The following is a 26,344-nucleotide window of genomic DNA, read 5'->3' on the forward strand; positions in this document are numbered from 1 at the left end:
ATGGTTGATAGAAAGACATTCCAGTTGCCGCGCCGGGCGATTGCCCTGGTGCTGGCCGGGGGCCGGGGCAGTCGGCTTCATGAACTGACCGATCGTCGCGCCAAGCCGGCGGTGCATTTCGGCGGCAAGTTCCGGATCATCGATTTCGCCCTGTCCAACTGCGTCAATTCGCAGCTCCGGCGGATCGGCGTGGTCACCCAGTACAAGTCGCACAGCCTGCTCCGCCACCTGCAGCGCGGCTGGAACTTCCTTCACGGCGAGGTCAACGAATTCGTCGATCTGCTGCCGGCCCAGCAGAGGGTCGATGAGGAATCCTGGTATCGAGGGACGGCCGACGCCGTCTATCAGAACATCGACATTCTAGAGACCTATCGTCCAGCGCCCGAGTTCGTCGTGATCCTCGCCGGCGACCATGTCTACAAGATGAACTACGCCATGATGCTCGTCGACCACGTCGAGAGCAACGCCGAATGCACCGTGGCGTGCATCGAGGTGCCGCGCCGGGACGCCACCGGTTTCGGAGTCATGGCCGTCGACGAGAACTCGAGGATCACCGACTTCGTCGAAAAGCCCGCTGACCCGCCGGCCATGCCGGGTAACCCGGATGCCTCGCTGTGCAGCATGGGGGTCTATGTCTTCAACGCCAGGTATCTCTATTCCGAACTCGAGCGCGACATCGAGGATCCAGCGTCGAACCACGACTTCGGCAAGGACATCATCCCTCGCGCCGTGGCCAACGGCGTCGCCGTGGCGCACCCCTTTTCGCGTAGCTGCATCGTTGCCCCCGACGAGCATTTTCGCGGCCACTACTGGCGGGATGTCGGGACGATCGACGCCTACTGGGATGCAAACATCGACCTGACCGCGACGGTGCCCGCGCTGAACCTCTACGACCGCAACTGGCCGGTGTGGACCTATCAGCAGCAGTTGCCGCCGGCGAAGTTCGTGCATAACCACATGGACCGTCGCGGCACGGCCATCGAGTCGATGGTCTCGAGCGGCTCGATCGTCTCGGGCGAGGTCAACCGCTCGGTGCTGTTTACGGGTTGCCGGGTTCACTCGTACGCGAGGGTCAACCTGTCGGTGCTGCTCCCGGAAACCAGCGTCGGTCCGCGGGCCCGTCTGAGCAATTGCGTGGTTGACGCCGGCTGCCAGATTCCTGCGGAAATGGTCATCGGCGAGGATCCGGTCGAGGACGCGCGGCGCTTCCGCCGTACGGATAACGGGGTGACCCTGGTGACCCGCAAGATGCTCGAACGGCTTGGCTGAGCGGTGCCTGGGCAACGCTTCCGGGGGCGGCGAATTGGCGCCGGCTCGGGGTCATTCAATCCGCTCCGGCTCGTTTCCGGCATGGCAGAGGTGACCGCCCTCACCGATCGACACGGGGAAAGATGAGCTTGCGTATCCTCCACGTCGCGGCCGAGATCTACCCGCTGGTCAAGACCGGCGGCCTCGCCGATGTCGTTGCCGCCCTTCCCCCAGCACTCGCCGCGCGCGGGCTGGACGTTCGCGTCCTGCTTCCCGGGATGCCGGGCATCCTCAGCGGGGTCATCGAGCAGAAGCGGATCATCCGTTTCGGTCCGGTGTTCGGCGCGGCGATCGTCACCCTGCGTCTGGGTCGCCTTCCCGACAGTGGCCTCCCGGCGTACGTGATCGACGCGCCGTTTCTCTATCGTCGTGACGGGAATCCGTATCTCGGTCCCGATGGCCGAGACTGGCGGGACAACCACCGCCGTTTCGCGTTGCTCGGCTGGATTGCCACGCACCTTGCAGGTGGTGAACTCGACCGCAGCTGGTCGCCCGAAGTCGTCCACGCACACGACTGGCACGCTGGTCTCGCTCCCGCGTATATCGCCCAGAATCCGGCGCTGAATACGGCGACGGTGTTCACGATACACAACCTCGCCTTCCGTGGTCTGTTCCCGCTCGACCACCACGGTGATCTGGGCTTGCTGATTTCGGGACCCGACCAGAGCGCGCTCGAGTTTCACGGGCAGCTGTCGTTCATGAAGGCGGCGCTGGTCCATTCGAAGCGCATCAATGCGGTCAGCCCGACCTATGCACGCGAAATCTGCACCCCGGAGTTCGGCTGGGGCCTGGACGGGCTGCTGCGCGATCGCGGTGGACATCTGTCGGGCATTCTCAACGGTGTAGACTATTCGGTGTGGAACCCGGCGACCGATCCGGCATTGCCGAGGAACTACTCGGCGAGCAACCTGCGCGCGAAGAAGGTCTGCAAGCTCAGGCTGCAGGCCGACCTGGGATTTGCCGGGCGGAGCAAGGCGCCGCTGTTTGCCGTCGTCAGCCGCCTGACTTCGCAGAAAGGCATGGATCTGATCCTCGCCGCGCTACCCGAACTGCTCGCCGAAGGCGGCCAGCTGGTGGTCATCGGGAGCGGCGACGCGGACATCGAGGCCGGATTCAGGGTCGCCGCGGCGGCTCATCCCGAATCGATCTCGGTTCATCTCGGCTACGACGACGCGCTGGCTCACCGGATGATCGCCGCCGCGGACATTCTCTTCGTCCCCTCGCGCTTCGAGCCCTGCGGACTGACCCAGCTCTACGCGCTGCGCTATGGCACCCTGCCGCTGGTGCGCCGTGTCGGCGGGCTCGCCGACACGGTGATCGACGCGACCCCCGACAACCTCAGGGCGGGAACGGCCAACGGTTTCGTCTTCGATGACGCCAGCAGTCGCGCGTTGGCCGCGCGGATGGCCGACGCCTGCGCGCTCTTCCGTGACGGTCCGGCGTGGCGGCAGCTGCAACGGCGGGGAATGGCCCAGGATTTCTCCTGGGCCGATTCCGCCGTACGCTACGAGGCGCTCTACCGGAGCATCTGAAGCGTTGTCGAACGACCATCCTCCACTGATCAGGGCGTTCGCCGGTCTGCGCCCGCGAGGCGAGCACGCGGCTGCCGTCGCCGCTCCCCCGTATGACGTGCTGTCCAGCGAAGAAGCCCGACAGTCGGTCGCCGGCAGGCCACTGTCTTTCTTGCATGTGTCAAAAGCCGAGATAGACCTCCCCCGCGGTATCGACCCGTTTTCGCCCGAAGTCTATGCCCGGTCGGCCGAGAACTTCCAGCGAATGCTCGACGGGGGAGTCCTCGTCCGTGATCCCTGCCCATGCTACTACGCTTACCGTCTGGTGATCGACGGGCACGTGCAGACCGGACTCGTCGCGGCTGCTTCTGTCGCCGCGTACGACAGCAACCGCATTCGCAAGCACGAGTTCACGCGGCCCGACAAGGAGGACGACCGCGTGCGTCAGATCGAGGCGCTGAACGCCCAGACCGGTCCCGTTCTGCTTGCGCACCCCGATAGTCCGGAAGTCGAGGCGCTGCTCGCTGAAGCGACGAAGGCTTCCCCGGTCGCTGACCTGATCGCCGAGACCGGCGTTCGCCACAGTGTCTGGCTCATCGACGAGCCGGCGGCGATCGCGCGTCTGGGCAGCCTCTTCGACGCCATGCCGGCGCTGTACATCGCCGATGGCCATCATCGATCAGCCGCCGCATCGCGTGTCGCCGCCAGCCGACGTCAGCGGCAAGGCGGTGCGGACAGCGCGGAGTTCTTCCTGGCGGTGATCTTTCCCGCGTCGCAGATGCGCATTCTCCCTTACAACCGCGTGCTGCGTGACCTCAACGGCCTCAGCGAGGCGGCCTTTGTCGCGGCACTCGCCGATTGTTGCCAGGTGGATCGGGTGCGTTCACCCGTCGAGCCCGAACGCAGTGGCGTCTGCGGGATGTATCTCGCCGGCTCCTGGTATCGGCTGGAAATCCGCCCGGAGTCGATCCCGTCGTCCGACCCGGTGCGCAGACTCGACGTTTCGCTGCTGGCCGAACGGATCCTCGCCCCGTTGCTGGGGATCAGCGATCTTCGTCGCGACCCCCGGATCGACTTCGTTGGCGGCATCCGCGGCTTTGGCGAACTCGAGCGTCGTGTGGACAGCGGCGAAATGGCCGTCGCCTTCGCCATGTATCCGACGCAGATGAATGACCTGATGGCTGTCGCCGACGCTGGACAGGTCATGCCGCCGAAGTCGACCTGGTTCGAGCCGAAGCTTGCCGACGGTCTCGTTTCGCACGTTCTCGACTGACCGGCGGCGAAGCCTGCGAATTGCCACCGGCGTGCCCTTCCGGAGGCCACCGACGCTCGCGAGGCGCAGCAGTCGGCTCTTCCGGATCAGCGCGGGCGAGGCGCTGATGCCGCTTGCCGGCGCACGGATTCAGTGGCTGCGCACGACGGTCACTTCGGGCTTGCCTTCGCCCACTTCGCCGATCACCGTCGCATGGTCGAAACCGTCCTGAAGGAAGGTCGCGAGGACCTCGGTGACCACCTCGGGTGCGCACGAAATCAGCAGTCCGCCGCTCGTCTGCGGGTCGGTCAACAGTGCCCGATCGAGTTCACCGAAGTGTTTGTTCGGGAGGTTCACGCTCTCCCCGTAGCTCGTCCAGTTGCGTGCGGAGGCGCCGGTCACGCAGCCCTTCGCGCCGTAGTCGAGCGCGCCAGGCAGGATCGGCAGCGCTGCGTAGTCGATCACTGCCGACACTCGCGACGCCTTGCAGATCTCGACGAGGTGGCCGAGCAGACCGAAGCCGGTGACGTCGGTCATCGCGTGCACGCCGGCGAGGCAGGCGAGTGCGCGCCCCGGCGTGTTGAGTTGCGTCGTCGAGGAGACGAGCACTTCGTAGGCGTGCGTCGATAGCATCCCCTTCTTCAGTGCCGCGCTCAGGAAGCCGACACCAAGCCCCTTGCCGAGGACGAGCTTGTCACCGGGTCGGGCGCCGGAATTGCGTTTCAGGTGATCGGGATGAACGACGCCGATCGCGACGAGACCGTAGATCGGCTCGAGCGAATCGATGCTGTGCCCGCCGGCGATCGGGATGCCGGCTCGCCGACAGACGGACTCGCCGCCTTCGAGAATCCGCCGGATCGTCTCCAGAGGCAGCTTGTCGATCGGCATCCCGACCACCGCCAGCGCGAGCAGCGGCACGCCGCCCATCGCATAGACGTCGGACAGGGCGTTGGTCGCGGCGATCGCTCCGAAATCGAAGGCGTCGTCGACGATCGGCATGAAAAAGTCGGTGGTGGCCACCAGCGCCTGGTCGCCGTTGAGCTGGTAGACGGCGGCATCGTCACTGGTTTCGGTACCGACCAGGAGCTGCCTCGGCACCAGCGCCGCGGGAGTGCTGGTGAGGATCTGCTGGAGCATCGCCGGAGCGATCTTGCACCCGCATCCACCCCCGTGGGAGAACTGGGTCAACTTGACCGGTCCGCCTGATGTGGCCGCGGAGGCAGGCGGTTCGGTTCGGGTCTTTCTTCTGGGCATCTGTTCGTCTTCTTTGCCTCGGGCAGCGCGCCATGGGTCAGCAGACGGCACGCCGGGATGTCTTCAGCGGCTGTCGAATCCGGCTTCGGCGATGGCCTGGCGGAGGTCGTCGCTGGATGCCCGGGTCGGGTCGAATGTCACGCTGGCCCGTCCTTCGGCCAGCGATACGGTGACGGTCTCGACGCCGGGGAGCGCGGTCAGCGCTGCGGTCACGCTGCGCACGCAGCCCTGGCAACTCATTCCTTCCACTTCCAGCACGATCGTGTCCATCAGCGTCATTCCAGTGGTTGGCGCCGGCCCGGCCCTGCCGGACGCTTCCCGGCCGAATCCGGATGTTGCGCTCACCGCTTGTCGTGCGGGCGCCAGCGCCGCAGAAGCAACGAGTTCGAGACCACGGAAAGCGAACTCATCGCCATGGCTGCCCCGGCGATGACCGGGTTGAGCATTCCCAGAGCCGCCAGAGGAATGCCGAGCACATTGTAGACGAACGCACAGAACAGATTCTGCCTGATTTTGCGCAGTGTCGCACGCGACAGGACGATCGCCTCGGGGATTCCGTTGAGGTCGCTGCGCACGAGCGTGATGTCGGCAACCTCGATCGCGACGTCGGTACCCGCGCCGATGGCGAAACTGACGTCGGCGGCAGCCAGCGCCGGTGCATCGTTGATGCCGTCGCCAGCCATCGCGACGACCGTCGCGCCACTCTTCAGTTCGTTGATGGCCGCCGCCTTCTCGCCCGGCAGGATGCGAGCGCGGAACTCGGCAATCCCCGCTGCACGGGCAACTGCTGCTGCAGTGGCGGGGTGATCGCCGGTCAGCATGACGACGCGGATGCCGAGTCCGCGGAGCCGGTCGAGCGCGGCAGGGGAACTTTCGCGCAGCGGATCGGCGACGGCGAACAGGCCGAGGGGCACGACTTTGGGGCGATCGGTCACAGCGTCATCGCTGGCGAGGAACTCGGCGAGCGCGACGACCGTCCTGCCCGAGCGCCGCCACTCGTCGACGATATCGATCGGCCAGTTGGCTCCGGGCAGTGCGTCGGGCGCGGCGAGACGCAGCGATCGTCCAGCGATACAGCCCTCGACGCCCCAACCAGGGAGCGCGCGAAAGTGCTCGACTTCGGGCACGGCGAGGTCTGCTGCTCGCATCTGATCGAGGATCGCGCGGGCCAGCGGATGCTCCGAAGCCTGTTCGAGTCCTGCCGCCAGAGCCAGCGCTTCGTCCACCTGCGCAGCCAGCGGCAGCCGGTCGGTGAGCACGGCTTCCCCGCGGGTCAGCGTGCCGGTCTTGTCGATCGCCAGGATGCCGACCCGGGCCGCGCGTTCGAGCGCCTCAGCGTTGCGGATGAGGATCCCGGCGCGCGCCGCCTGTCCCGTGGCGACCATGATCGCCGTCGGTGTGGCGAGCCCGAGCGCGCACGGACAGGCGATGACCAGCACCGCCACGGCGTTGATCAGTGCCGTGCTGAATACGCCCGAGAAGGCCCACCACCCGGCGAAGGTGAGCAACGCGATGGCGCAGACGATGGGTACGAAGATCGCCGAGAGGCGATCGGCGAGGCGCTGGACCGGCGCTTTCGAAGCCTGGGCCTCGGCGACGAGGCGAACGATCGCGGCGAGCAGGGTGTGTTCGCCGACTCCGGTGGCTCGGCAACGCAGCATGCCGCGCTCATTGATCGTGGCCGCGAAGACACGGTCGCCGCGCTGCTTGACCAGCGGCAGGCTCTCGCCGGTGAGCATCGCCTCGTTCACGCTCGACGTGCCGTCGATGACCTCGCCGTCGACGGGTACGCTTTCGCCGGGGCGGACGATGAAGACATCCCCCGGAATCAGCGCGGCAGCGTCGAGTTCGATCAACGCACCGTCGCGTTCGACGCGCGCCGTGCGCGGCTGCAGGCGGATCAGCGCTTCGATCGCCTCGCCGGTTCGCGCACGCGCGCGGGCCTCGAGAAGCTTGCCGAGCAGAACCAGGGTGATCACCGCAGCCGACGCCTCGAAGTAAACGTGCAGGTGGTCGGCGCCACTGAGCGTCACGACGACGCTGAACGCGTACGCCATGGTCGTGCCGAGTGTGATCAGCACATCCATGTTCGCACCGCCTGCGCGCAGGGCCTTCCAGGCGCCCCGATGGAAAGCCAACCCGATCCACCACTGCACCGGGGTGGCCAGCAGAAGCTGGATCCACCGCGGGATCAGGTCGTGCTCGCCCGGGCCGGTGCCGGGCATGGCCAGCATCTGGCCGATCAACGGCAGCGTCAGCGCAGCGGCGATCCAGAAGCGGCGTGTTTCGGTGCGCTGATCGGCGAGCCTTCTGGCCGCCTCCTGTTCACGCGAGCCGACGTCCGAGGGCCGGGCGGTGAAACCGGCGCGCTCGATCGTCTCGACGAGTTCGCCGGGGGTCGTCAGTCCCGGCACGTAGCGCACCGTTGCCCGGCCGTTTGCCAGGTTGACCGAAGCTTCGACGCCTGGCAGACGCCTGAGCACTTTCTCGATGCGCGCCGAGCAGGCGGCACAGCTCATCCCCTCGATGGCCAGTTCGAGCGAGCGGGGAGGAACCGCGAAGCCGGCCCGTTCGATCGCCGCGACGACCTCGGCCGGTGTGCTGGCCTCCGGCGAGTAGCGGACCTGCGCGCGCCCGCTCGCCAGATTGACGTTCGCGCTGACTCCAGGCAGTTGTCCGAGCACCTTCTCGATGCGCGTCGCGCAGGCGGCACAACTCATCCCGCTGATCGGCAGGTCGAGGACGCGCACTCGGTCGGCTTTGCCAGTCATCGCCGGACTGTCGCCTGAACGACTGGCCAGCCGACGGGCGCGCGTCCGGTCGTCTTCCGGCTCATGCGGGAAGCGGGCTCAAGCCGACTACGCCGATCAGGCCCCAGACGCCGAATCCGAGAATGACCAGACCGCAACCAAGGCGAACGACTGGGTCGCTCAGCCGCGCCTGGAGGCGGGTGGCGAGCAAGCCCGCGAGCAGCAGATTGGGCAGGGTGCCGACCCCGAACGCGAGCATGAGTCCGGCGCCGTGCCACGCCGAGCCGCTGGTCAGCGCCGTGGCCAGCGCGCTATACACCAGGCCGCAGGGCAGCCAGCCCCACAGCACGCCGAGCCTGAATGCCTGAGACAGGCTGCGCGCCGGCAGATAACGGCGGGTCAGCGGCTGTAGATGGTGCCAGAGCCTCGCCCCGGCGCGCTCGATCAGGACGATTGCCTGGCTTCGTCCCATCAGATGGAGGCCAAGGGCGATGAGCATCAGGTTCGCCGCCAGGTAGAGCAGCGTACGCACCGGCCACTGGCCGGCCATGGCCATGCTCGCTTCGCCGAGCCCGCCGGCGAGCGCCCCTGCACAGGCGTAACTGAGCAACCGCCCGGCGCTGTAAGCCAGATGGATGGCGATCGAGGCAGGCGCGCCCATCGACAGGGCACCGACGATGCCTCCGCACATGCCGATGCAGTGCACTCCACCGAGAAAGCCGACGAGCAGCAGTGCGGAATAGGCGGGCAGCGGCATCGGTGGGGAGCAGAGAGCGACGGGGCTCCGATTCTACCTCTTACGGTTCTCCGCGGCCTCGGAGGTCGTGAGCGAATCTGCTGCGCGACCGATCTTCACGATCTCTCAGATGACTTTCGAGTAGCGGCTGCGCTGCCGGTCGGCGCGCAGGTAGCGGTCGAAAACCATCGAGATTGCCCGGACGAGCATCCTGCCTTTAGGCAGAACGGTGATCCATCCGTCGTCCACGCGGACGAGGCCGGCGGCGACCATTTCACGAAGGTCGTCGAGCTCGGTCGCGAAATAGTTGCGGAAGTCAATCAGGTGGGCGATCTCGATCGATTCGATCGACAGCTCGAAATGGCACATCAGCGACTGGATGATCGAACGGCGCAGGATGTCGTCGGCGTTGAGCTCGATCCCCCGGTACACCGGCAGCGTTCCCGAGTCGAGCAGGTCGTAGTACTCGTCGAGAGTCTTGACGTTCTGGCTGTAGGTCGGGCCGACCTTGCTGATCGCAGAAATCCCGAAGCCGAGCAGGTCGCAGTCGGAATGCGTCGAGTATCCCTGGAAGTTCCGGTGCAGGCGGCCCTGGCGCTGGGCGACGGCCAACTCGTCGTCGGGCTTGGCGAAGTGATCCATGCCGATGTAGATGTATCCGGCTTCACTCATCCGCCGGATGGCCAGCGCGAGAATCTGCAGGCGCTGTTCCGCCGACGGCATGTCCGACTCGAGGATCCGCCGCTGCGGCTTGAACAGGCTCGGCAGGTGCGCATAGTTGTAAATCGACAGGCGATCCGGGCTGGCCTCGATGACCCGGTCGAGCGTGCGGTTGAAGCCGATCACCGTCTGCCTCGGAAGGCCGTAGATGAGGTCCACGCTCACCGAGCGGAAGCCCGTCGCCCTCGCCGCGTCGATCACTGCACGCGTTTCCTCCTCACTCTGAATCCGGTTTACCGCGCGCTGGACCTGCTCGTCGAAATCCTGTACGCCGACGCTCATCCGGTTGAAACCCAGCTCGGCGAGGAGTTCGACGGTCGCCCGGTCGACCTTTCGCGGATCGACCTCGATCGAGTACTCTCCGCCGTCGATCAGCGTGAAGTGCCGGCGTGTCGCAGCCATCAGCTGGCGCATCTCGTCGTGCGAGAGGAAGGTCGGCGTTCCACCTCCCCAGTGCAACTGAGCCACTTCCTGGTCGCCACCTTCGAGGTAGCTGCTCTGCAGGGCGAGTTCCCGGGCCAGGTACCTGAGGTACTTCGCCGATCGCCCGTGATCCTTGGTGATGATCTTGTTGCAGGCGCAGTAGTAGCAGATGGTGTTGCAGAAGGGAATGTGGAAGTACAATGACAGCTGCCGGCTGATCCCGCCGATGTTCCGTTTGCCCAGCCAGAGCCGGGCGGCGTCCGAGCCGAACGCTTCGACGAAGCGGTCCGCCGTCGGGTACGAGGTGTAGCGGGGTCCGTTTATGTCGAAGCGGCGGATGATTTGCGGGTCGAAAACCAGGTTGCTCGTGACGGAATCCATTTTCCCAGCGCTCTTGTCGCAGCCATTATCGGATGGCACGGTTGCCGGCGGGTTGACGTGGATCAAACGCAAGGTCCGGTGAACCGGCTGGTGTTGACCAGTGCGCGTGCCACCAAAGTGATGCCTGCGCTCGAGGTCGTGAAAGCCGCTTGCTCCAACTGCAGCCTCCGCGAACTGTGTCTGCCGATCGGTCTTCAGCCCGAAGAGCTGAAGAGGCTCGATGAACTCGTCTCGACACGCAGGCGTCTGCGCCGCGGGGACCACCTGTATCGGGCGGGGCAGCCTTTCGAATTCATCTACGCGATCCGCAGCGGTTTCTTCAAGACCGACGTGCTGATCGAGGACGGCCGCGACCAGGTCACCGGTTTCCAGATGACTGGCGAACTGCTCGGTCTCGACGGGATCAGCAGCGAAGTGCACAGCTGCAACGCGATCGCCCTCGAAGACAGCGAAGTCTGCGCGATCCCGTTCTCGCACCTCGAGGGACTGTCGAGGCAGATCCATACCCTGCAGCATCATTTCCACAAGGTGATGAGCCGCGAGATCGTTCGCGATCATGGGGTGATGATGCTGCTCGGCACGATGCGCGCCGAGGAACGCCTGGCCGCCTTCCTGCTCAACCTGTCGCAACGCTTCAAGGCGCGCGGCTACTCACCTGCCGAGTTCAACCTGCGCATGTCGAGGGACGAGATCGGCAGCTATCTCGGCCTCAAGCTCGAGACCGTCAGTCGTGCGTTCTCGCGTTTCCAGGAAGATGGCCTGCTGGCCGTCCATCAGCGCAAGATCCGGATCCTGAACACGACTGGCCTGAAGAAGCTGATGACCCACCAGCGCGGTTAGGCGCCGGAGCTGTGCGGGGTCGCTGCCGGTGACCGGTGGTGACCGGTAGCCGCTGCGCAGCGCGGAACCAGCCGGATCTCGCCGGCGATCCTTCATCCACGCCGTCGGCTGGTCAGCGCAGCCAGACGACCAGACCCCACGGGTTGCGCAGGACGGCGACCGAGACGATGTAGGCAAAGGCGAGCAGCGCCCCGACGAAGTAGCCGAGGCGCTGCTCGCGGGTCCGGCCCCGTTTCAGGGCCATCGTGCCGAGCCCGATGTAGATCAGCAGGCCGACGAGCTTGGCGGTCAGCCAGCCGTCGACCAGCGGATATTGCCCGCTGAGCACGACCATCGCGATCGCGCTGCCGAGAAGCACGGTGTCGACGAGGTGCGGGATGACCCTGACCGGGCGCTCGTGCAGCCATGGGGACCCGGTCAGCATCCACAGGCCGCGCAGCGCAAAGCCACAACCGCTGAGCACGACGCAGGCGATGTGCAACTGGCGCAACAGGACATAGCTCATCACTGGCCCACTGGCCGCTCTACGCAGCGGAGTTCGCGACGAGCGCCTGAATCCGCCGGACGTGCTGCCGGTGGAAGCCCGTCGCGCGCAGCAGGGTGAGCATCAGCCAGCCGCTGGCGACGAGTACGGCGAGCCCGGCCGGGCGGGCGAGCCACTCGGGCGACACGCTGGCGGCAAGCAGGAGGGCGAGGGCCGCGAAATGGGCGATCGTCTGCTGGTTTACCGACTTCGCGGTGATTACCCTGTTCATGGTCGGCGCCAGGATCCGGCCCTGACCGAGGTTCTGCAGATTGAGCCAGATGAGGAATGGGACGATCTTGTAAAGCATGCCGGTCATCACCGCGACGAAGCCGCCGAAGAGGACCAGCGTTCCGCAGATCAGCGGCCATTCGCGACGTTCACCGATCGTCGGCACGACGTTCGCCGCCAGGACGAGCGCACTGGCTGCGAGTGCGCAGATCATCGCCCACCGCCAGTAATGCTGTGTCGCATCCATCCTGGCGCGCTGGCTGCGTTGCTGGAGATCGAGGGTCAGTGCGGCGAAGACGGCGACTCCGCCGACCGGAAAAGCAGAAAGCGCGGTGGCCAGCGCGCCGCCCGACAAGCTTTCGGCCAGGCTCCAGACGGCGAGCATGCCGAGCAGTGCCAGCGGGAAAAAGCGGGCGAAGGACTCGGGGTAGGGCGGGGTCATCTGGAACATCGGCACGACGACCAAAGCGACCACGGCGAGCAGAACGACGCCCCAACCGATCAGACCCCAGGCGACGTGCAGCGGAGTGGCCTGCGGCAGCGGCAGCGAACCGGCCCGTGCGCCGGCGAGCAGCACCCCGAGTGCGACGCTGATCGCGAGCCCGGGCAGGGCGAGCCGGAGACCTCTGCTCGTCGGACTGGTCGTCGGTACGGCATACAGCGCGCAGCCTGCGGCCAGCAGGAACACGCCGACACCGGCCGCAAGCAGCAGCGCGGCCACTTCGAAGGTCAGCCGATCGGAGAGAAGGAATGCCGCACAAAGGAGCAGCGCGCCGGGGGTGATCGTCCCATGAACGAGCGAAGCGACGAGCAGCGGGTGTTTCAGGTTGGCACCGGCGACGACCGGCAGGATCTGGATCAGCGCGCCGAGCATCACCTGGAGCATGAAGCCGGCGGTGATCAGGTGCGTCAGCGCCAGCGCTCCGGGCGTCCAGCGCGAGACCAGGACTTGGGGACCCGCGAGCAGCAGGAGCAGTCCGGCGAGTGCCGAAAAAAGCGGAGCGGTCAGAAAGAAGCGGAGTGGTGCGGCGAGAGGAGGCGCCTGGTCGAACGACAGCAGCGCCCGCATCAGGGCTCTCGGTGGCCGATCAGTACGGCGACCGTGCCATCGGACCTGCATTCGGTCTGCCAGGAAAAACCGTTGAGCTCGAGCGTGCGATACAGCGGATAGGGTTCCCGCGGGAGCAGCACGAGGAGCTTCTCATGCGCGCCGAGCCGCTCCAGGGCCTCAAGCGTGCGGACCAGTGGCTCGGGCGGTTCCAGTTCTCGCGCATCGAGCAGAACGTCGGGGTCGCCGAGGCTCATCGAAGATCTTTCTGTCCGCCACCGGTCCGCCTCTGCAGTTCGGGCAGCAGCGATCCGGTCTCGTCGCCGAGACGGTCGTCGCACATCGGATAAAGGATGTGTTCTTCCTTGATATTGTGCTGCTGCATCATGATCAGCAGCGTCTCGGCGTGGCCCGCGTAGTCTTCGGCGTCCTGCGCGGCGAGAGCGGATTCGGCAGCAGCGAGCAGTTGCCGCATCTGCCCGTGCTCGCCGCGCATCACTTGCGTCGGTCCACGGTAGATTCCCGTTCGTTGCTCGAAGAGCGGGAACAGGGCGTCCTCTTCGGCGGCGAAGTGACGCGCCATCGCTTCCGCGAAGCGGCGGAAATCGTTCGTTGCGCAGTGCCAGTCGCCGCGCGCGACGGCTCGCTCGACCGCGGCGAACAGGCCGTCGCAGGCGCGATGGTCGCCAGCCATTAAATCAGTGATCGGATGCATCGGCAATCCCACGGAAGAACACGGCCATTGTCGGGCGGCCCGTCGCCGGGTACGTTGATCAGCATCAAACAAATGGCGCGACCGAGCGCTGCCGGTCCGTTCCAGTGTGCCGACGGGTGAGCAACAGTTTGACGCCGATCAAGATTGGTCCACGTGTCCGGGCCTATAGTTGGTTGATCAAACCACGGAGGAAGCGCCATGTTCAAGCATATCCTTGTCCCCACCGACGGTTCGGAGCTGTCGAAGGAAACCGCACGCCGGGCAGTGTCGTTCGCACGGGAGACCGGCGCGCGGATCACCGCGTTCTATGCCAAGCCGGAGTATCCGGTGAGCTATTACGGTGAAGGTGCACTGATCGACCCGACGACGCCGGAAAAGTTTGCCAAGCTCGCCGAGCAGCAGGCCCGGCAGACTCTCGATTTCGTGGTCGACCTGTGCCGCGAAGCGGGAGTCGAGGGTAGCAGCCTGTCTCTGACCAGTGATGTTCCCTATCAGGCGATCATCGACGCTGCCAGCCAGGCCGGCTGTGACCTGATCTTCATGGCTTCGCATGGGCGTCGTGGCTTCAGCGCGCTGCTGCTCGGCAGCGAAACCAGCAAGGTGCTCACGCACTCGAAGATTCCGGTGCTCGTCTATCGCTGAGCTCGGGTGGCAACGTCTCCCGGGAGGCGTTGCCCGGCGTCGGCTCAGGTCCGGGCGCCCCAATGTGGCAAAATGCCTTGTCGCTTTGTGCAGGCAATGGCTCAATGCGCATGCCGGAAGGAGGTGGCGGAATGATCGTGGCGATGGATGCTCGGGCTGACCGGGGCGCGCGAAGAGGAAGGGTCTGCCGCCTCGCGGCGCTCTGCCTGCTGGGCGTCGGCGGTTTGCCAGTGTGGGCAGTCGATGTCGGTCTGGCGGGCGTGTTTCCCGGCAAGGCCTTGCTGGTCATCGACGGCGGTTCGCCGAGAACCGTCGCTGTCGGAACGACGACTCGCGAAGGAGTCACCGTCGTGTCGATCGATGGCGAGACGGCGACGATCGACGTGGATGGCAAGAGGCGGGCGCTGCGTGTCGGTCAGAACGTTGCTTCGCCGGCGACGCCAGCCGGGGGCGCGACGGCGACGCTGACCGCCGACGGCAGCGGTCATTTCCTGACCACCGGCAGCATCAACGGGACGACCGTACGCTTTCTCGTCGATACCGGTGCGACGTTCGTCGCCCTCGGTGCGAACGAGGCGCGGCGGCTCGGGATAGACCCGGGGAGGGGCGAGACGATCGTGGTCAACACGGCCAATGGCCAGGCGATGGCCGCGCGCCTCAAGCTCGATACCGTGAGGGTCGGCGAGATCGTCGTGAACAACGTCGATGCCGTGCTTCATCAGCAGGACATGCCGTTCGTCCTGCTCGGGATGAGCTTCCTGAACCGGATGGAAATGAAGCGCGACGGCGAGTCGATGACCCTGAGGAAACGTTACTAGGAGCAGTCGGGAATGCTGCAGCGCAAGAAAAGACGGGCCCTGCTCGGCCACGAGATCGAACTGCTGATCGGCGAGCGGCAGACGCTGCTCCAGGTCGTCGGCGCGTCGGCTGCGCTGATCGCCTGCCTCGACTGCCGGCTTCTGCCGCCGGGAGCGATCAAGCCTGCCGATCTCGTGGCCAGCACGATCAATGCACTGCCCGACGAGACGCTCTGCGACGCACTGGTTGCCGTCTCTGCCGGGATCGACGAGGAGGCAAGTGGCGTCGGCGAATGAGTCATCGCCCGTTGGTGCAGCGCAGCGGGAAGGCGTGGATCTCGATCTGATCCGGAGAGTTCTCCACCCCGAGCCCGGGCCAACGCCCTTCGTACTCGAGGACGGCGCCGGCGACGAGGAACTCCTGCCGGCGGCGGTGCTTTTCCCGATCGTTCGCCGGGCCGGGGCGCTGACCGTTCTGTTCACGCAGCGCACGGCCCACCTCAAGGATCATCCCGGGCAGATCAGTTTTCCCGGTGGACGCCGCGAAGCGACCGACCCGACTCCGGCACACACGGCACTGCGTGAGGCGGCGGAAGAAATCGGCCTTTCGCCGGCGATCGTCGAGGTGGTCGGGTATCTGCCGGAGTACCGGACGAGCACCGGCTTCCGTGTGACACCGGTCGTCGGCGTGGTCGAGCCGCCGCTCGACCTGCAACTCGACAGCTTCGAGGTCGCCGAGGCCTTCGAGGTGCCCCTGGCTTTCCTGCTCGATCCGGCCAATCATCAGCGGCACTCGCTCCATTACCGGGGCAAGCTGCGCCACTACTACGCGATGCCCTACGGGCGCTACTTCATCTGGGGCGCGACGGCGGGGATGATCATGTCCCTCTACCAGGCGTTGAGGCGTACCGCGGTCTAGTCCAGCGCGAGGGTCAGCTTCTCGAGGAACTGTCTGACCTTGTGCTGATCGGGTGCATGGCGCAATGCGGCGCGGATCCGGCCGACGTGCTGGCGCAGGTCCTGTGAAGTCCTGGCCTTCTCGAGGTCGGCGACCAGGCCACCCGCGTGGGCGCCGAGCAGTTCCCAGAGCGTGTGCACCGCATAGCTTCTGGCCAGGCTGATGTCTTCATCAGGAAGATCGCGAGGTTCTTCGGCAAGCCCCGGCGCCGGACCTTCGTGGTGCCCGGGTACGATTTCCACGAAGCCTCCGTCGAGCAAGGTGGCCAGCTGCCGCCGGCCCTCTTCGGCGGAATGGCTCAGAGCCAGCAGTTCGTTGCCGTTGCGGTGGCCATCGACCAGGATGAGCATTGCCCGTACCCGCGAGGGCAGGCGATGCGCGCGAGTCGAGATCTCCTCGACGCCCTTTCGCGTCTTGTTGAATACTGAGGACAGTTCCATGCGTCAAGACTTCTCGGGAAGAGCAGGGCAGGCGCATCGCGTCGAGGTCCTGGCCTCCTGCTGGTCGCGATGCCGGCAGGCATGCCGGGTGATTCCGGGAATCCGCCTGCCGCCTGCCCGTCGCGCTCGGCGGTGATGACCAACGGAAACTCGGTCATCGTCGCCAGAGGGGCGATTATACCGGTAAACGGGCCGCTCTTCGCGCGGCGAACCTTTGCTATCATGCACCGACCTGCCGTCGACCGGTCTGAGCGGGGCGGGTGCTTCAGTTTCTGCTGTTGATGGGGCTTGCCAATGCGGTAGGCGGTTGATCGATTTGTGAGAGGAGTTTCTTGATGAGCAGAGAAGTCGTCGTACTGAGCGCCGTCCGTTCGGCCATAGGCACCTTTGGTGGGGCGCTGTCCGGCATGGAGCCGCACGAGCTTGCCGGACTGGTGATGAAGGAATCGATCGCCCGTTCCGGCGTCGACCCCCAACAGATCACTTACGTGACCGTCGGTAACTGCATTCCGACCGACGCCCGCTTCGCCTATGTCGCTCGTGTGGCCTCGATTCAGGCAGGGCTGGCGATGGAGTCGGTGGCCATGGCCGTCAACCGCCTGTGCGCATCGGGTCTGCAAGGGGTCGTGACGACGGCGCAGAACATCATGCTCGGTGACGCGGATTACGGCGTCGGCGGTGGTGTGGAGGTGATGTCGCGCGGCTCGTACATGCTTCCGGCGATGCGCTCGGGTGCGCGGATGGGCGATACGCAGGCACTCGACATGATGGTCTCGACGCTGACCGATCCGTTCGGCGTCGGTCACATGGGGGTGACCGCCGAGAACCTCGCCAGGAAGTGGAACATCAGCCGCGAAGAGCAGGACGCCTTCGCCGTCGAGTCGCAACGACGTGCTGCGGCGGCGATTGCCGAGGGGCGTTTCAAGTCCCAGATCGTGCCGATCGTCATGAAGACGCGCAAGGGGGAAGTCGTCTTCGACACCGACGAGCACGTCAAGCCCGGAACGACGATCGAAACCCTCGCCAAGATGAAGCCGGCCTTCCAGCGTGACGGCACGGTGACCGCCGGCAATGCCTCGGGAATCAACGACGGCGCGGCATTCCTGGTGCTCGCCGCGGCCGACGTGGCGCAGAGCGCGGGTCAGAACCCGGTCGCCCGGCTGGTGTCGTACGCGGTGGCGGGTGTGCCGAACGACGTGATGGGTGAAGGTCCGATTCCGGCAACCCGGCTGGCGTTGCGCAAGGCCGGCCTGTCGCTCGATCAGATGGATGTCATCGAAGCCAACGAGGCGTTTGCCGCGCAGGCGATCGCGGTCAACAAGGGGCTCGGGCTCGACCCGGTGAAGACCAACCCGAACGGCGGGGCGATCGCTCTCGGACACCCGGTCGGCTGCTCGGGTGCGTTCATCGCCACCAAGGCCATCCACGAGCTGCAGCGCATCGCTGGTCGGTACGCGTTGGTGACCATGTGCATCGGCGGTGGCCAGGGAATCGCGGTGATCTTCGAACGCGCCTGATCGGCGGGCGCATCGTTCCAGCCGCGGTCGGGCGGGCGGGAGCCCGTTTCCGGCCGTCGCGGGGTTTGCCGCGGCCGCCACAGGCCGCGCAAGCGCTGCGCCCGAGGAGCCTTCCGGGTTCTCAGGCCCGCGCGTGGCCGGCGGGATCGGGAACGCGCAGTCCTCGAGCAGCCCGTTCGGGCGTCGTGCCGTATTCGACGACGCCGAGCAGCGGCGCGGCGAGTCGCGTTTCGAGTGCGCGCAGATTTTCGCTGAACCGTGACATCGCCGGATCGATCCGGTTGGCCACCCAGCCGGCGAGCTGGAGCCGTCTCGCGGCGATTGCCTGGCGGGTGAGCAGCGCATGGTTGATGCAGCCGAGGCGCATGCCGACGACGAGGATCACCGGCAGCGCGAGTAGTTCGGCGAGGTCGGCCGTGTCGCTCGTCGGGCCGAGCGGTACGCAGAAGCCACCGACTCCTTCGACGAGGACCGCGTCGGCCATCGCCGCCAACGCATCGAACGCGCCGACGATCCGCGGCAGTTCGATGATCGTGCCAGCTTCCTCGGCGGCGATGTGCGGCGCGATCGCTGGCCGGAAGACGTAGGGGTTGACGAGTTCGTGCGCGGGCTCGAGCGATGACGCGCCGAGCAGGCGTTCGACGTCTTCGTTTCGGCCGTCCTCGTCGCAGCCCGCGGCAACGGGTTTCATCGCCACGGCACTCAGGCCGGTGCTGCGCAACGCATGGAGCAGCGCGCAGGCGACAAAGGTCTTGCCGATCTCGGTGTCGGTGCCGGTGATGAACCAGCCGTGGCCTTCTTTCATGTTCGGGCGTAAGCGAGGATCACGTCGTAACGGGCCGGTAGTCCCTCAGGCGTGCGGTGTCGTTCGTAGGCGACCTGCACGCGCTGCCACGCACTCCGACCGAGCAGGCCGACGCGCGCATCGTCGCCGACCGTGTGGGCGCCGATGTCCTTGACCGCGCGGAGCAGTGCCTTGAGGTCCGGGTAGTGCAGCCTGATCGTCTGGCGATGCAGGCGGATCGTCGAAAAGCCGGCGTTGCCGAGCGCCGTGGCGATGACCTCGGGTTCGCTGAACGACAGCGTGTGCCGGTGGCGGTCGATGCCGCTGAAAGCCTCGCGCAACTCCGCGAAGGTCTCCGGGCCGAGCGTACTCAGCGCCAGGCTTCCGCCGGCGCGCAGCACACGCCTGGCCTCGCCGAACGCGTGCGGCGCGGAGCACCACTGCACGGTCAGGTTGGACCACCAGGTCGTAAAACTCGCCTGGGCGAACGGCAGCGCTTCGATGTCTGCAGCGACGCAGCTTGCCGGCTCGCGGCGAGCAAAGGCGAGCATCGCTGGAGCGAAATCGACGGCGGTGATTCGCGCAGCGGGCCAGCGCTCGCTCAGCAGACGGATCCCGTGGCCGGTGCCGCAACCGGCATCGAGGATTTCCGTCGGGGGCGCTGGCGGGGTGAACCCGGCGAGAAGCCGTTCGCAGACCTGTCGCTGAACGACGGCGGCCTGGTCGTACGACACTGCGGCGCGCTCGAACGACTCGCGGACGCGCTGTTTCGCGGAGTCAGCGTTCATCGCGGAAGGCGCCGACAAGCCGGACGAAGCGTGCGGGGTCGGCGAGGAACGGCGCATGTCCGGCGCCGCTGAAGACCTCGAGCCTTGCCCGGGGGATCCTCGCCAGGACATGCCTCGCCGCTGCCAGCGGAGTCAGGCGATCGTTCTGGCCATGGATCAGCAGCGTGGGTGCGGTGACCCGGGTCAGCAGCGAGCGCAGATCGACGTCGCGCAGCCAGTCGAGTCCCCGGTGCAGACATGCGCTCGCCGGCAACGGCGCGGCGCGCAGGGCGGCGAGCAGCTGGCGCCCGACTGGCCGCGCCTGCGCGTCGTCCTCGCAGATGAGGCTGACGAATCTCTGCAGCGTCCTCGCCGGATGACCTTCGACGGTCTCAGCGAAAGCGTCCACGACTGCACGCGGTTGGGCTGCCGACCAGTCAGCGCGCTGGGTGAAGCTCGGCGTCGTCGCGACGAGGAGCAGAGCGGCGACCCGCTCGGGCGCGAGCACCGCGGCGCGCAGGGCGAGCATTCCTCCGAGCGACCAGCCACAGAGACTGGCTCGAGTGGGGATCGAGTCGAGGAGCATTTTCACCGCCGTGTCGAAGTCGACCGGAGCGCTCGCTTCCGACCCAGGGTAGCCCGGGAGATCGACGAGCTGCAACCGGCCGCCTTCCGCCAGCGGTCCGACGAGCGACTGCCATACCGCGTTGCCCAGACCCCAGCCGTGGACCAGTACGAGCTCGGGCCGTGCTTCGCGAGGATCGCTCATGCCAGATCCCGGAGTGCGTCGACGAGCCGGGCGACGTGCTCGGCCTGGTGCGCCGCGCTCAGCGAGACCCGCAGGCGCGCAGTCCCGCGCGGCACGGTCGGCGGACGGATCGCCGGGACCCATAACCCACGCTCGAAGAGCGCGTCGGCGATGCGAAGCGTCTCGTGGTTGTCGCCGATGATCACCGGCTGGATGGCCGTCGGTGAGGGTTGCAGCCGCCAGCGGGTGTCGCCGAGCCCTTCGCGCAGCTCGCTGACGAGCCGCTGCAGATGCTCGCGGCGCGCGTCTGCCCCGGCGATCAGATCGAGGCTCGCGGTCAGCGCGCAGGCGAGGATCGGGCTGCTGGCGGTGGTGAAGATATACGTCCGTGCGTGCTGGACGAGCCATTCGATGACCGTCGCGTCGCCGGCGACGAAGGCCCCGGCGACGCCCGCGGCCTTGCCCAGCGTGCCCATGTACACCAGGCGCCGGGTCGCCGGCAGAGCGAAGTGCGCGACGCTGCCGCGTCCTTGCGGGCCGAGCACGCCAAAACCGTGGGCGTCATCGACGACCAGCCAGGCGTCGAAGCGCTCGGCGAGTTCGAGCAGTTCGGGCAGCGGAGCGAGATCCCCGTCCATGCTGAAAACCGCGTCGGTGAGGATCAGCTTGCGCCGCGCGCGGCTCGCCGCGAGCAGCCCCTCGAGAGCGGCAAGGTCGGCGTGCGGGTAGCGCTGGTTCTCGGCGCGCGCGAGCAGGACCGAGTCGATCAGCGAAGCATGATTCAATCGATCGGAGAACACCGCATCGTTGCGCCCGACGAGAGACGGGACGACCCCGAGGTTGGCCATGTAACCCGTCGAGAAGAGCAGGGCGCGCGCAAACCCGGTAAAGGTGGCGAGCTTCGCTTCGAGTTCGGCGTGTGCGCCAAGGTGCCCGCTGACCAGGTGCGACGCACCACTGCCGACGCCCCAGGCGCGCGCGCCGGCGCAGGCAGCTTCGATCAGGCGCGGATCGCTGGCCAGGCCGAGATAGTCGTTGCTGCAGAAGCTGATCAGCCGACGGCCACCGCTCTGCGCTTCAGGGCCGCAGGGTCGCTCGAGCGTGCGCCGAGTCCGCCGGAGACCGGCGTGCTCGAGTGCTCCGAGCTCGCTGTCCAGCTCGTCCCAGATCATCAGGCGAGCGCTTCGTCGAGCGCGATGCCGGCCCGGTCGACGAGGAATGCGCACTCGTCTTCGCTGATCACGTACGGGGGCATGAAATAGATGGTGTTGCCGATCGGCCGGAGCAGGACTTCGTGGGCCAGCGCGCTGCGGTAGAAGCGCCGCGAGAAGTGCGGGTCGTCGCCGAGGACGTCGAAAGCCGCGATCATCCCGCGCTGGCGCAGGTGACGGACTCGCGGATGCCGGCCCAGCGGCCTGAGGCACTCGGCGAGCCACCCGGCGAGCCGGCGGTTCGTCTCGATGACCGCATCGTTGACGAAGATGTCGAGGGTCGCGAGCGCGGCTCGGCAGGCCAGCGCATTGCCGGTGTACGAGTGCGAGTGAAGGAATCCGCGGGCCGTCGCGTCGTCGTAGAAGGCCGAATACACCGCATCGGTGGTCATGACGATCGACAGCGGCAGATAACCTCCCGAGATGCCCTTCGACAGGCACAGGAAATCCGGAGCGATCCCGGCCTGCTGGTGGGCGAAGAAGGTTCCGGTACGGCCACAGCCGACGGCAATCTCGTCGCAGATCAGATGGACGTCGAAGCGGTCGCAGATCTGCCGGGCCAGACGCAGGTATTCGGGGTCGTACATCGCCATGCCGCTGGCGCACTGGATCAGCGGTTCGACGATCAGCGCGGCGGTCGTGCGATGGCATTGCTCGAGATGGGCTTCGAGTTCTCCGGCGGCACGGCGAGCGACATCGACTGCCGTCTCGCCGTCTCTCGCCTGTCGCGCATCGGGCGAAGCGACGATCGCTGCCGGGCGAATCAGCGGCGCGTAGGCGTCCCTGAACAGCGCGACGTCGGTGACCGCCAGAGCTCCGACGGTCTCGCCGTGATAGCTGTTGGCCAGGCAGACGAAGTCCTGCTTGTCGGACAGGCCACGGTTCTGCCACGAGTGGAAGGACATCTTGAGCGCGATCTCGGTTGCCGACGCGCCGTCGGAGGCATAGAAGCAGTGGCCCAGGCGGTCCCCGGTGAGCGCCGCAAGACGCTCGGACAACTCGACCACCGGCCGATGCGTGAAACCGGCGAGGATGACGTGCTCGAGCTCGTCGAGCTGCTCGCGGAGCGCCGCGTTGATGCGCGGATTGGCGTGGCCGAAGAGATTCACCCACCACGAGCTGATCCCGTCCAGATAGCGACGGCCATCGAAATCGTATAGCCAGACACCTTTGCCGCTGGCCACCGGAACGAGCGGTAGCGATTCGGTCGCTGTGGCGTGCTGCTTCATCTGCGTGCACGGGTGCCAGACGGCGGCGAGACTGCGCCGCAGCAGGTCGTCGTTGCGGGTCATCGGCTGGATCGCTGATCAGTGGAGCGTCGGCGACGAACTGCTGTTTTCCTCCGGCATCTCGGCGTGGACGGTTTCGCCTTCGACGTTCGGATAGAGCGGCGCACCGCAGTCGTCGCAGAACTCGTACGGGAAGCGCTGGTCGAGGACGACGATCTCCTTGACGCCGGCCTTGCGCAGCGCCGTCTCGATCTCGCCGCTGATCTCGCTGTTTTCGTCCTCCGCTCCGAGCAACGGCCAGACGACCCCGTGATGAATCGCCTCGCCGTCGCGAGGGCCGAAGCCGATCCGGTATTCCTCGAGGCGCTGATCATGGAAACCGCCGACCACCGCGCGCAGCTTCTCGGGTGTCAGGCCGAGTGCGTCCTGCAGGAAAGCGACCGAGGCACTGACCGAATAGGGCCTCGACGCGCTGTCGGCCGATCGGCAGGCAGCATGATAGGCGTCGGCGAGCAGCGGCTGGTACGAGCAGCCGGTGAGCAGCGATTCGAGAGCCGGACCGCCCTGACGCACCCACTCCCTGAGCACGCTTTCGCGCGTGCAACGGTCGGCCTCGTTCCAGCGGAACAGCGCCTTGCCGCGCGGAACCACCAGTGCTCCCAGCAGATAGCGGGTGTCGGAAAGGAAGCGGTTGGTCTCGGGCATCGTCGACGCGTCGGTCACCAGGTCGGTGCCCGAGAGCGCGGCGCTCCCGAGCCGGCGCATCAGCTGCCAGGTCTCGACGAAGCTGTGCGGCAGCTGGTCCGGGCTGTACAGGTAGTCGGCGAGCGACAGACGCGCGCCGGCCGAGCAGACATGCGCCCCCAGATGTACCTTCAGCGTGTGCAGCGTGCTCTTCGGGATCGTCGCCGCCGGAATCGAGAAGCGCGACCAGGCGAGTACCGGCGTGGCGATCAGCAACACATCGAACTCCTGGCCATTGCTGGCCACGACCCCGGATTCGGCATGCGCCTCGATCAGGTCGGCGAGCCCGTCGTGCGCTGCCGGATTGGCGTCGAACAGGCGGTCCAGCGAGCCCGTGAAGTCCTCTTCGGTTCCGTCCTGAAAGACCCGGTCGATCAATTCGCCGAGGCGTTCCTGCCAGAACAGGTCCTCGAGCCTGCTGCCCGAGTCGGCGAGACCGATGGCCAGACGGCTCAGCTCGGTCGCGTCAGCCGAAATGCGCTTGCGGGAAGAGAGGCGGTTGCGTTTCATGGTCACGGGTCTGCAGGATGGTCAATCTGTCATTGTACCAAGGCGGCGCCTGTGACGCTGGCACCAGATTCCCCGCTTGCCGTCGCGCTACCGCTCTTGCCGCCTCGCTGGCCGGGGTGTCCCGCCCCCGGGTCGCGATCAGCGTTTCCCGGGGTGCACGTTGCCGAGGATCAGAACACGAAAAGGTCGACAGTGCACAGCTCGGCAAGCGACTTTGCGGCCGGCCCCAACGGCTGTCCAGGCCCAGTGTCACCAGTCGGGGTGGAGGCAGCGGAATCATCGGTCTCGCGCGGTACGCCGGCCGTCGGGGGGATGCCCGGGAAGCCATGCGAACGGCCTTCGGAGAGAAGTGGCTCGACGCAGCCGCCAGCTTCGCCCTGCATGGTGGTCAGCGACATCGGGTCGCTTCCCGACGGATCGTTGCTCCAGATCAGGGCAAGCAGTCCGTCGACCGAAACGATCTCCCGCTCACTCACCGTGGCCGACGGCGCGCTCGATGCCTCGCGGACGCTTTGGGCAGGGACCGTCGCCGCTGTGTCGTCCCGGCCGGAGATTCCGTTGCCTGCTGGCTCAGCGTACACGGTTTCGCAGGTCGCCAAGGGCAGTGGCTGACGGGCGCACTCGCCGACCGAGTCGGTGAGTTCACTGATCTCTACCCCGGCCGGCATGCGGTCGCCGATGTCCAGCACACGCGGGGCGGCCAGAGCGGTGACCTGGGTCACGACCAACTCCACGTCGTTGCCGTCGCCCGCGGCGTACGAGATCGAGAAGCGGTAGGTGTTGTCGCCGAAGGTCTCCTCGAAACTGCTGACTTCAACGAAGGCAGAGAAGGTGCCCGTCACGGCGTCGCTGCCGTCGTTGTCGATTATCAGGAAACGGTCGTCGATCGCCGGGGAAAAGTCGAGGTCGACGTCGAGTTCGCCACCGCTCTGGCCCCCTGCCGCGAGATCGACCTGGCCATTGACGACCAACCGGTCGTGGGAGCCGGCGAGCACGATTCCGGCAAGCGTGATTTCGAGCCTGCCGGGGTTCGCCAGCCGGTAGTCGCCGTCGATCGTCGTGGTGCCGACGGCCGTGTCACCCGGCGAAAGCGTTCCCCCAGCCTCTTCGAGCGTGCCGCTGAAGCTCTCCACGTCGAGCCGACCTCCCGTGAAGCGGAAGTCGCTACCGGCATTCACGATTATGGCGTCGCCGGCCAGTAGGCCTCCGGAGAGGCTGAACGTCTGCACTTCGATCGGGCCGCCGCCACCGATGTTCAGGGTATTGGCTCCGAAAGCGAACAGGCCGGAGGCGAGGTTGACCGTCAGTGCGGCGAAAAAGAGCCGCTGAACTGGTCTGTGAAGTACAGGGTGGGTGCCGCTGGCACCCGATCCGAGGCCGACGTTGAGGGTGGCCGGTGTGCTGGTCGAGCCGAGGTCGATCGAGCTTCCCGTGCCGAGGATTACGGGTCCATCGGCGGTGGCCTGCCAGCCGACGTTGGCGACGCGGCCGACCGAGAGCTCGTCGGTGACGCGGGCCGTGAACAGGTCGTCGGTCAGGTCGCTTCCCCCCGGTGCGCTTGCTGGTCGCCTCGAACACGCAGCCGGGGACCAGACCGACGGGGCGAACGGGCCCGTCGGAGCGCCGCGCGGCAGGGACGACAGACGCTGCGTCGGGATGCGATTTCAGCGAGGGGGCACGCGTCCGGGTGGCGTGCGGCGCCGGCGGGCAGGACCGCCGCGGTGACGGCGGCGGCAAGGCAGGAACGTCGCCGGAGTCGGCGCTTCAGCCAAACTGGCTTTTCAGGCGACGCGCAGCTGGGCGAGCGAAGCGACTGCCCCGCCACCCGCGATATCGGGGGTGATGATCAGTTCGAGGACGTCGACGGCTGCGAGGTCGAGGCGATGTGTCTCGGTTTCGCTGGTCGATCCCTGCGGGTTGAAGTTCCACTGCTGGCGAACGATCTCGCGGTACGAGCGCCCGCCGTCGGACGACCAGCGGAGGAGGTACTCCTGGGTTCGCGCGACGCCCGTTTCGACGAAAACGAGGCGCACGCGCTCGAGTCTGCGTGCCGGCTCGAAACGCAGGCGGATCGTCTGCCTTCCCGAGCTGGCGGCTCTCCAGCCGGGGCCCTGGTCGTCGACCAGCGCCGATTCGATCGGCTGCGCCGGATCCTCGGAGCTGACTTCCACTTCGGCCACGTGCTCCGGCCCGAGCCAATCAGTGGCTTCACTGACGCCCGCTGGAGGGGTCTCGCCGATCACTCGCTTGCGCATCACCTGACCTCGTAGTCCATTGCCGGCCCTCGCACGGGCCGCAGAAACGA

Annotated in this window: 27 protein-coding genes; 9 read left to right on the plus strand and 18 right to left on the minus strand. The window is 66.7% G+C overall.

Annotated features, from left to right (window positions below; genetic code table 11):
• The 3 genes from glgC (at position 1) to NFW05_RS05650 (ending at position 4,092) form a co-directional block, all read left to right on the plus strand.
• A complete protein-coding gene (gene glgC, locus NFW05_RS05640) occupies positions 1-1,269 on the plus strand; it encodes a glucose-1-phosphate adenylyltransferase (protein ID WP_295303413.1) in 1,269 nt (422 codons plus the stop codon).
• A 122-nt stretch (positions 1,270-1,391) separates the two neighbouring features.
• The gene (glgA, locus tag NFW05_RS05645) at positions 1,392-2,840 is read left to right on the plus strand and encodes a glycogen synthase GlgA (RefSeq protein WP_295303416.1); all 1,449 of its coding nucleotides are present in this window, start codon (positions 1,392-1,394) and stop codon (positions 2,838-2,840) included.
• Between the two features lie 4 nt (positions 2,841-2,844).
• A complete protein-coding gene (locus tag NFW05_RS05650; protein WP_295303419.1) occupies positions 2,845-4,092 on the plus strand; it encodes a DUF1015 family protein in 1,248 nt (415 codons plus the stop codon).
• 129 nt (positions 4,093-4,221) lie between these two features.
• Here NFW05_RS05650 and selD read toward each other — a convergent pair whose 3' ends face one another.
• The 5 genes from selD to hemN all read right to left on the minus strand — a co-directional run bounded on the left by selD (position 4,222) and on the right by hemN (position 10,335).
• A complete protein-coding gene (gene selD, locus NFW05_RS05655) occupies positions 4,222-5,325 on the minus strand; it encodes a selenide, water dikinase SelD (RefSeq protein WP_295303422.1) in 1,104 nt (367 codons plus the stop codon).
• Positions 5,326-5,388: 63 nt separating this feature from the next.
• A complete protein-coding gene (locus tag NFW05_RS05660; protein WP_366918262.1) occupies positions 5,389-5,604 on the minus strand; it encodes a heavy-metal-associated domain-containing protein in 216 nt (71 codons plus the stop codon).
• 62 nt (positions 5,605-5,666) lie between these two features.
• Positions 5,667-8,096, minus strand: a complete 2,430-nt coding sequence (locus tag NFW05_RS05665; RefSeq protein WP_295303425.1) for a heavy metal translocating P-type ATPase — start codon at positions 8,094-8,096, stop codon at positions 5,667-5,669.
• Between the two features lie 61 nt (positions 8,097-8,157).
• On the minus strand, positions 8,158-8,832 hold the full coding sequence (locus NFW05_RS05670; RefSeq protein ID WP_295303428.1) for a sulfite exporter TauE/SafE family protein: 675 nt from the start codon (positions 8,830-8,832) through the stop codon (positions 8,158-8,160).
• 105 nt (positions 8,833-8,937) lie between these two features.
• Positions 8,938-10,335: an oxygen-independent coproporphyrinogen III oxidase gene (gene hemN / locus NFW05_RS05675; RefSeq protein ID WP_295303431.1), complete on the minus strand. Its 1,398-nt coding sequence runs from the start codon at positions 10,333-10,335 to the stop codon at positions 8,938-8,940.
• 120 nt (positions 10,336-10,455) lie between these two features.
• Here hemN and fnr point away from each other — a divergent pair, with 120 nt between their 5' ends.
• The gene (fnr, locus tag NFW05_RS05680) at positions 10,456-11,175 is read left to right on the plus strand and encodes a fumarate/nitrate reduction transcriptional regulator Fnr (RefSeq protein WP_295303689.1); all 720 of its coding nucleotides are present in this window, start codon (positions 10,456-10,458) and stop codon (positions 11,173-11,175) included.
• A gap of 112 nt (positions 11,176-11,287) precedes the next feature.
• Here the strand turns inward: fnr and NFW05_RS05685 are convergent, their stop codons facing one another.
• Genes NFW05_RS05685 through NFW05_RS05700 form a run of 4 tightly spaced genes read right to left on the minus strand, consistent with a single transcriptional unit; the run spans position 11,288 to position 13,692 of the window.
• Complete coding sequence (locus NFW05_RS05685) at positions 11,288-11,680, minus strand: SirB2 family protein (RefSeq protein WP_295303434.1); 393 nt, start codon at positions 11,678-11,680, stop codon at positions 11,288-11,290.
• 19 nt (positions 11,681-11,699) lie between these two features.
• Positions 11,700-12,998, minus strand: coding sequence for a hypothetical protein (locus NFW05_RS05690; RefSeq protein WP_295303438.1), 1,299 nt, complete (start codon positions 12,996-12,998; stop codon positions 11,700-11,702).
• Positions 12,998-13,234 (minus strand): DUF2249 domain-containing protein, encoded by a 237-nt coding sequence (locus tag NFW05_RS05695; protein ID WP_295303441.1) that lies wholly within the window; start codon positions 13,232-13,234, stop codon positions 12,998-13,000. Before NFW05_RS05695 ends, NFW05_RS05690 begins: the two co-directional genes overlap by 1 nt.
• Positions 13,231-13,692 (minus strand): hemerythrin domain-containing protein, encoded by a 462-nt coding sequence (locus NFW05_RS05700; protein ID WP_295303444.1) that lies wholly within the window; start codon positions 13,690-13,692, stop codon positions 13,231-13,233. Before NFW05_RS05700 ends, NFW05_RS05695 begins: the two co-directional genes overlap by 4 nt.
• Positions 13,693-13,890: 198 nt before the next feature.
• Between NFW05_RS05700 and NFW05_RS05705 the strand changes: the two genes are divergently transcribed.
• The 4 genes from NFW05_RS05705 (at position 13,891) to NFW05_RS05720 (ending at position 16,050) form a co-directional block, all read left to right on the plus strand.
• A complete protein-coding gene (locus NFW05_RS05705; RefSeq protein WP_295303446.1) occupies positions 13,891-14,334 on the plus strand; it encodes a universal stress protein in 444 nt (147 codons plus the stop codon).
• A gap of 131 nt (positions 14,335-14,465) precedes the next feature.
• Positions 14,466-15,152: a TIGR02281 family clan AA aspartic protease gene (locus NFW05_RS05710; RefSeq protein ID WP_295303450.1), complete on the plus strand. Its 687-nt coding sequence runs from the start codon at positions 14,466-14,468 to the stop codon at positions 15,150-15,152.
• A 12-nt stretch (positions 15,153-15,164) separates the two neighbouring features.
• Complete coding sequence (locus NFW05_RS05715; protein ID WP_295303453.1) at positions 15,165-15,428, plus strand: hypothetical protein; 264 nt, start codon at positions 15,165-15,167, stop codon at positions 15,426-15,428.
• A 34-nt stretch (positions 15,429-15,462) separates the two neighbouring features.
• Positions 15,463-16,050 carry a CoA pyrophosphatase gene (locus tag NFW05_RS05720; protein WP_295303456.1) on the plus strand — a complete coding sequence of 196 codons (588 nt, stop codon included), beginning with the start codon at positions 15,463-15,465 and terminating at the stop codon, positions 16,048-16,050.
• Here NFW05_RS05720 and NFW05_RS05725 read toward each other — a convergent pair.
• Entirely contained in the window at positions 16,047-16,529 is a 483-nt protein-coding gene (locus NFW05_RS05725) for a hypothetical protein (RefSeq protein WP_295303459.1), read from the minus strand. The genes NFW05_RS05720 and NFW05_RS05725 overlap by 4 nt on opposite strands.
• A 335-nt stretch (positions 16,530-16,864) precedes the next feature.
• Between NFW05_RS05725 and NFW05_RS05730 the strand changes: the two genes are divergently transcribed.
• The gene (locus tag NFW05_RS05730) at positions 16,865-18,046 is read left to right on the plus strand and encodes an acetyl-CoA C-acyltransferase family protein (RefSeq protein WP_295303463.1); all 1,182 of its coding nucleotides are present in this window, start codon (positions 16,865-16,867) and stop codon (positions 18,044-18,046) included.
• Between the two features lie 121 nt (positions 18,047-18,167).
• Here the strand turns inward: NFW05_RS05730 and bioD are convergent, their stop codons facing one another.
• From bioD to NFW05_RS05770, 8 genes are all read right to left on the minus strand, one after another.
• Positions 18,168-18,851 (minus strand): dethiobiotin synthase, encoded by a 684-nt coding sequence (gene bioD / locus NFW05_RS05735; RefSeq protein WP_295303465.1) that lies wholly within the window; start codon positions 18,849-18,851, stop codon positions 18,168-18,170.
• The gene (gene bioC, locus NFW05_RS05740; protein ID WP_295303468.1) at positions 18,848-19,618 is read right to left on the minus strand and encodes a malonyl-ACP O-methyltransferase BioC; all 771 of its coding nucleotides are present in this window, start codon (positions 19,616-19,618) and stop codon (positions 18,848-18,850) included. Before bioC ends, bioD begins: the two co-directional genes overlap by 4 nt.
• On the minus strand, positions 19,608-20,366 hold the full coding sequence (locus NFW05_RS05745) for an alpha/beta fold hydrolase (RefSeq protein ID WP_295303472.1): 759 nt from the start codon (positions 20,364-20,366) through the stop codon (positions 19,608-19,610). The genes bioC and NFW05_RS05745 overlap by 11 nt, the downstream gene beginning before the upstream one ends.
• Complete coding sequence (gene bioF / locus NFW05_RS05750) at positions 20,363-21,517, minus strand: 8-amino-7-oxononanoate synthase (RefSeq protein ID WP_295303475.1); 1,155 nt, start codon at positions 21,515-21,517, stop codon at positions 20,363-20,365. Before bioF ends, NFW05_RS05745 begins: the two co-directional genes overlap by 4 nt.
• Positions 21,517-22,848 carry an adenosylmethionine--8-amino-7-oxononanoate transaminase gene (locus NFW05_RS05755; RefSeq protein WP_295303478.1) on the minus strand — a complete coding sequence of 444 codons (1,332 nt, stop codon included), beginning with the start codon at positions 22,846-22,848 and terminating at the stop codon, positions 21,517-21,519. Before NFW05_RS05755 ends, bioF begins: the two co-directional genes overlap by 1 nt.
• Before the next feature lie 15 nt (positions 22,849-22,863).
• Positions 22,864-24,039 (minus strand): DUF2863 family protein, encoded by a 1,176-nt coding sequence (locus NFW05_RS05760; protein ID WP_295303481.1) that lies wholly within the window; start codon positions 24,037-24,039, stop codon positions 22,864-22,866.
• Between the two features lie 170 nt (positions 24,040-24,209).
• Positions 24,210-25,217: a hypothetical protein gene (locus NFW05_RS05765; protein WP_295303484.1), complete on the minus strand. Its 1,008-nt coding sequence runs from the start codon at positions 25,215-25,217 to the stop codon at positions 24,210-24,212.
• Positions 25,218-25,820: 603 nt separating this feature from the next.
• Complete coding sequence (locus NFW05_RS05770) at positions 25,821-26,294, minus strand: discoidin domain-containing protein (protein ID WP_295303487.1); 474 nt, start codon at positions 26,292-26,294, stop codon at positions 25,821-25,823.
• Between the last annotated feature and the right edge of the window lie 50 nt (positions 26,295-26,344).

It is taken from the genome of Accumulibacter sp. (assembly GCF_023806625.1).
Lineage (GTDB): Bacteria > Pseudomonadota > Gammaproteobacteria > Burkholderiales > Rhodocyclaceae > Accumulibacter.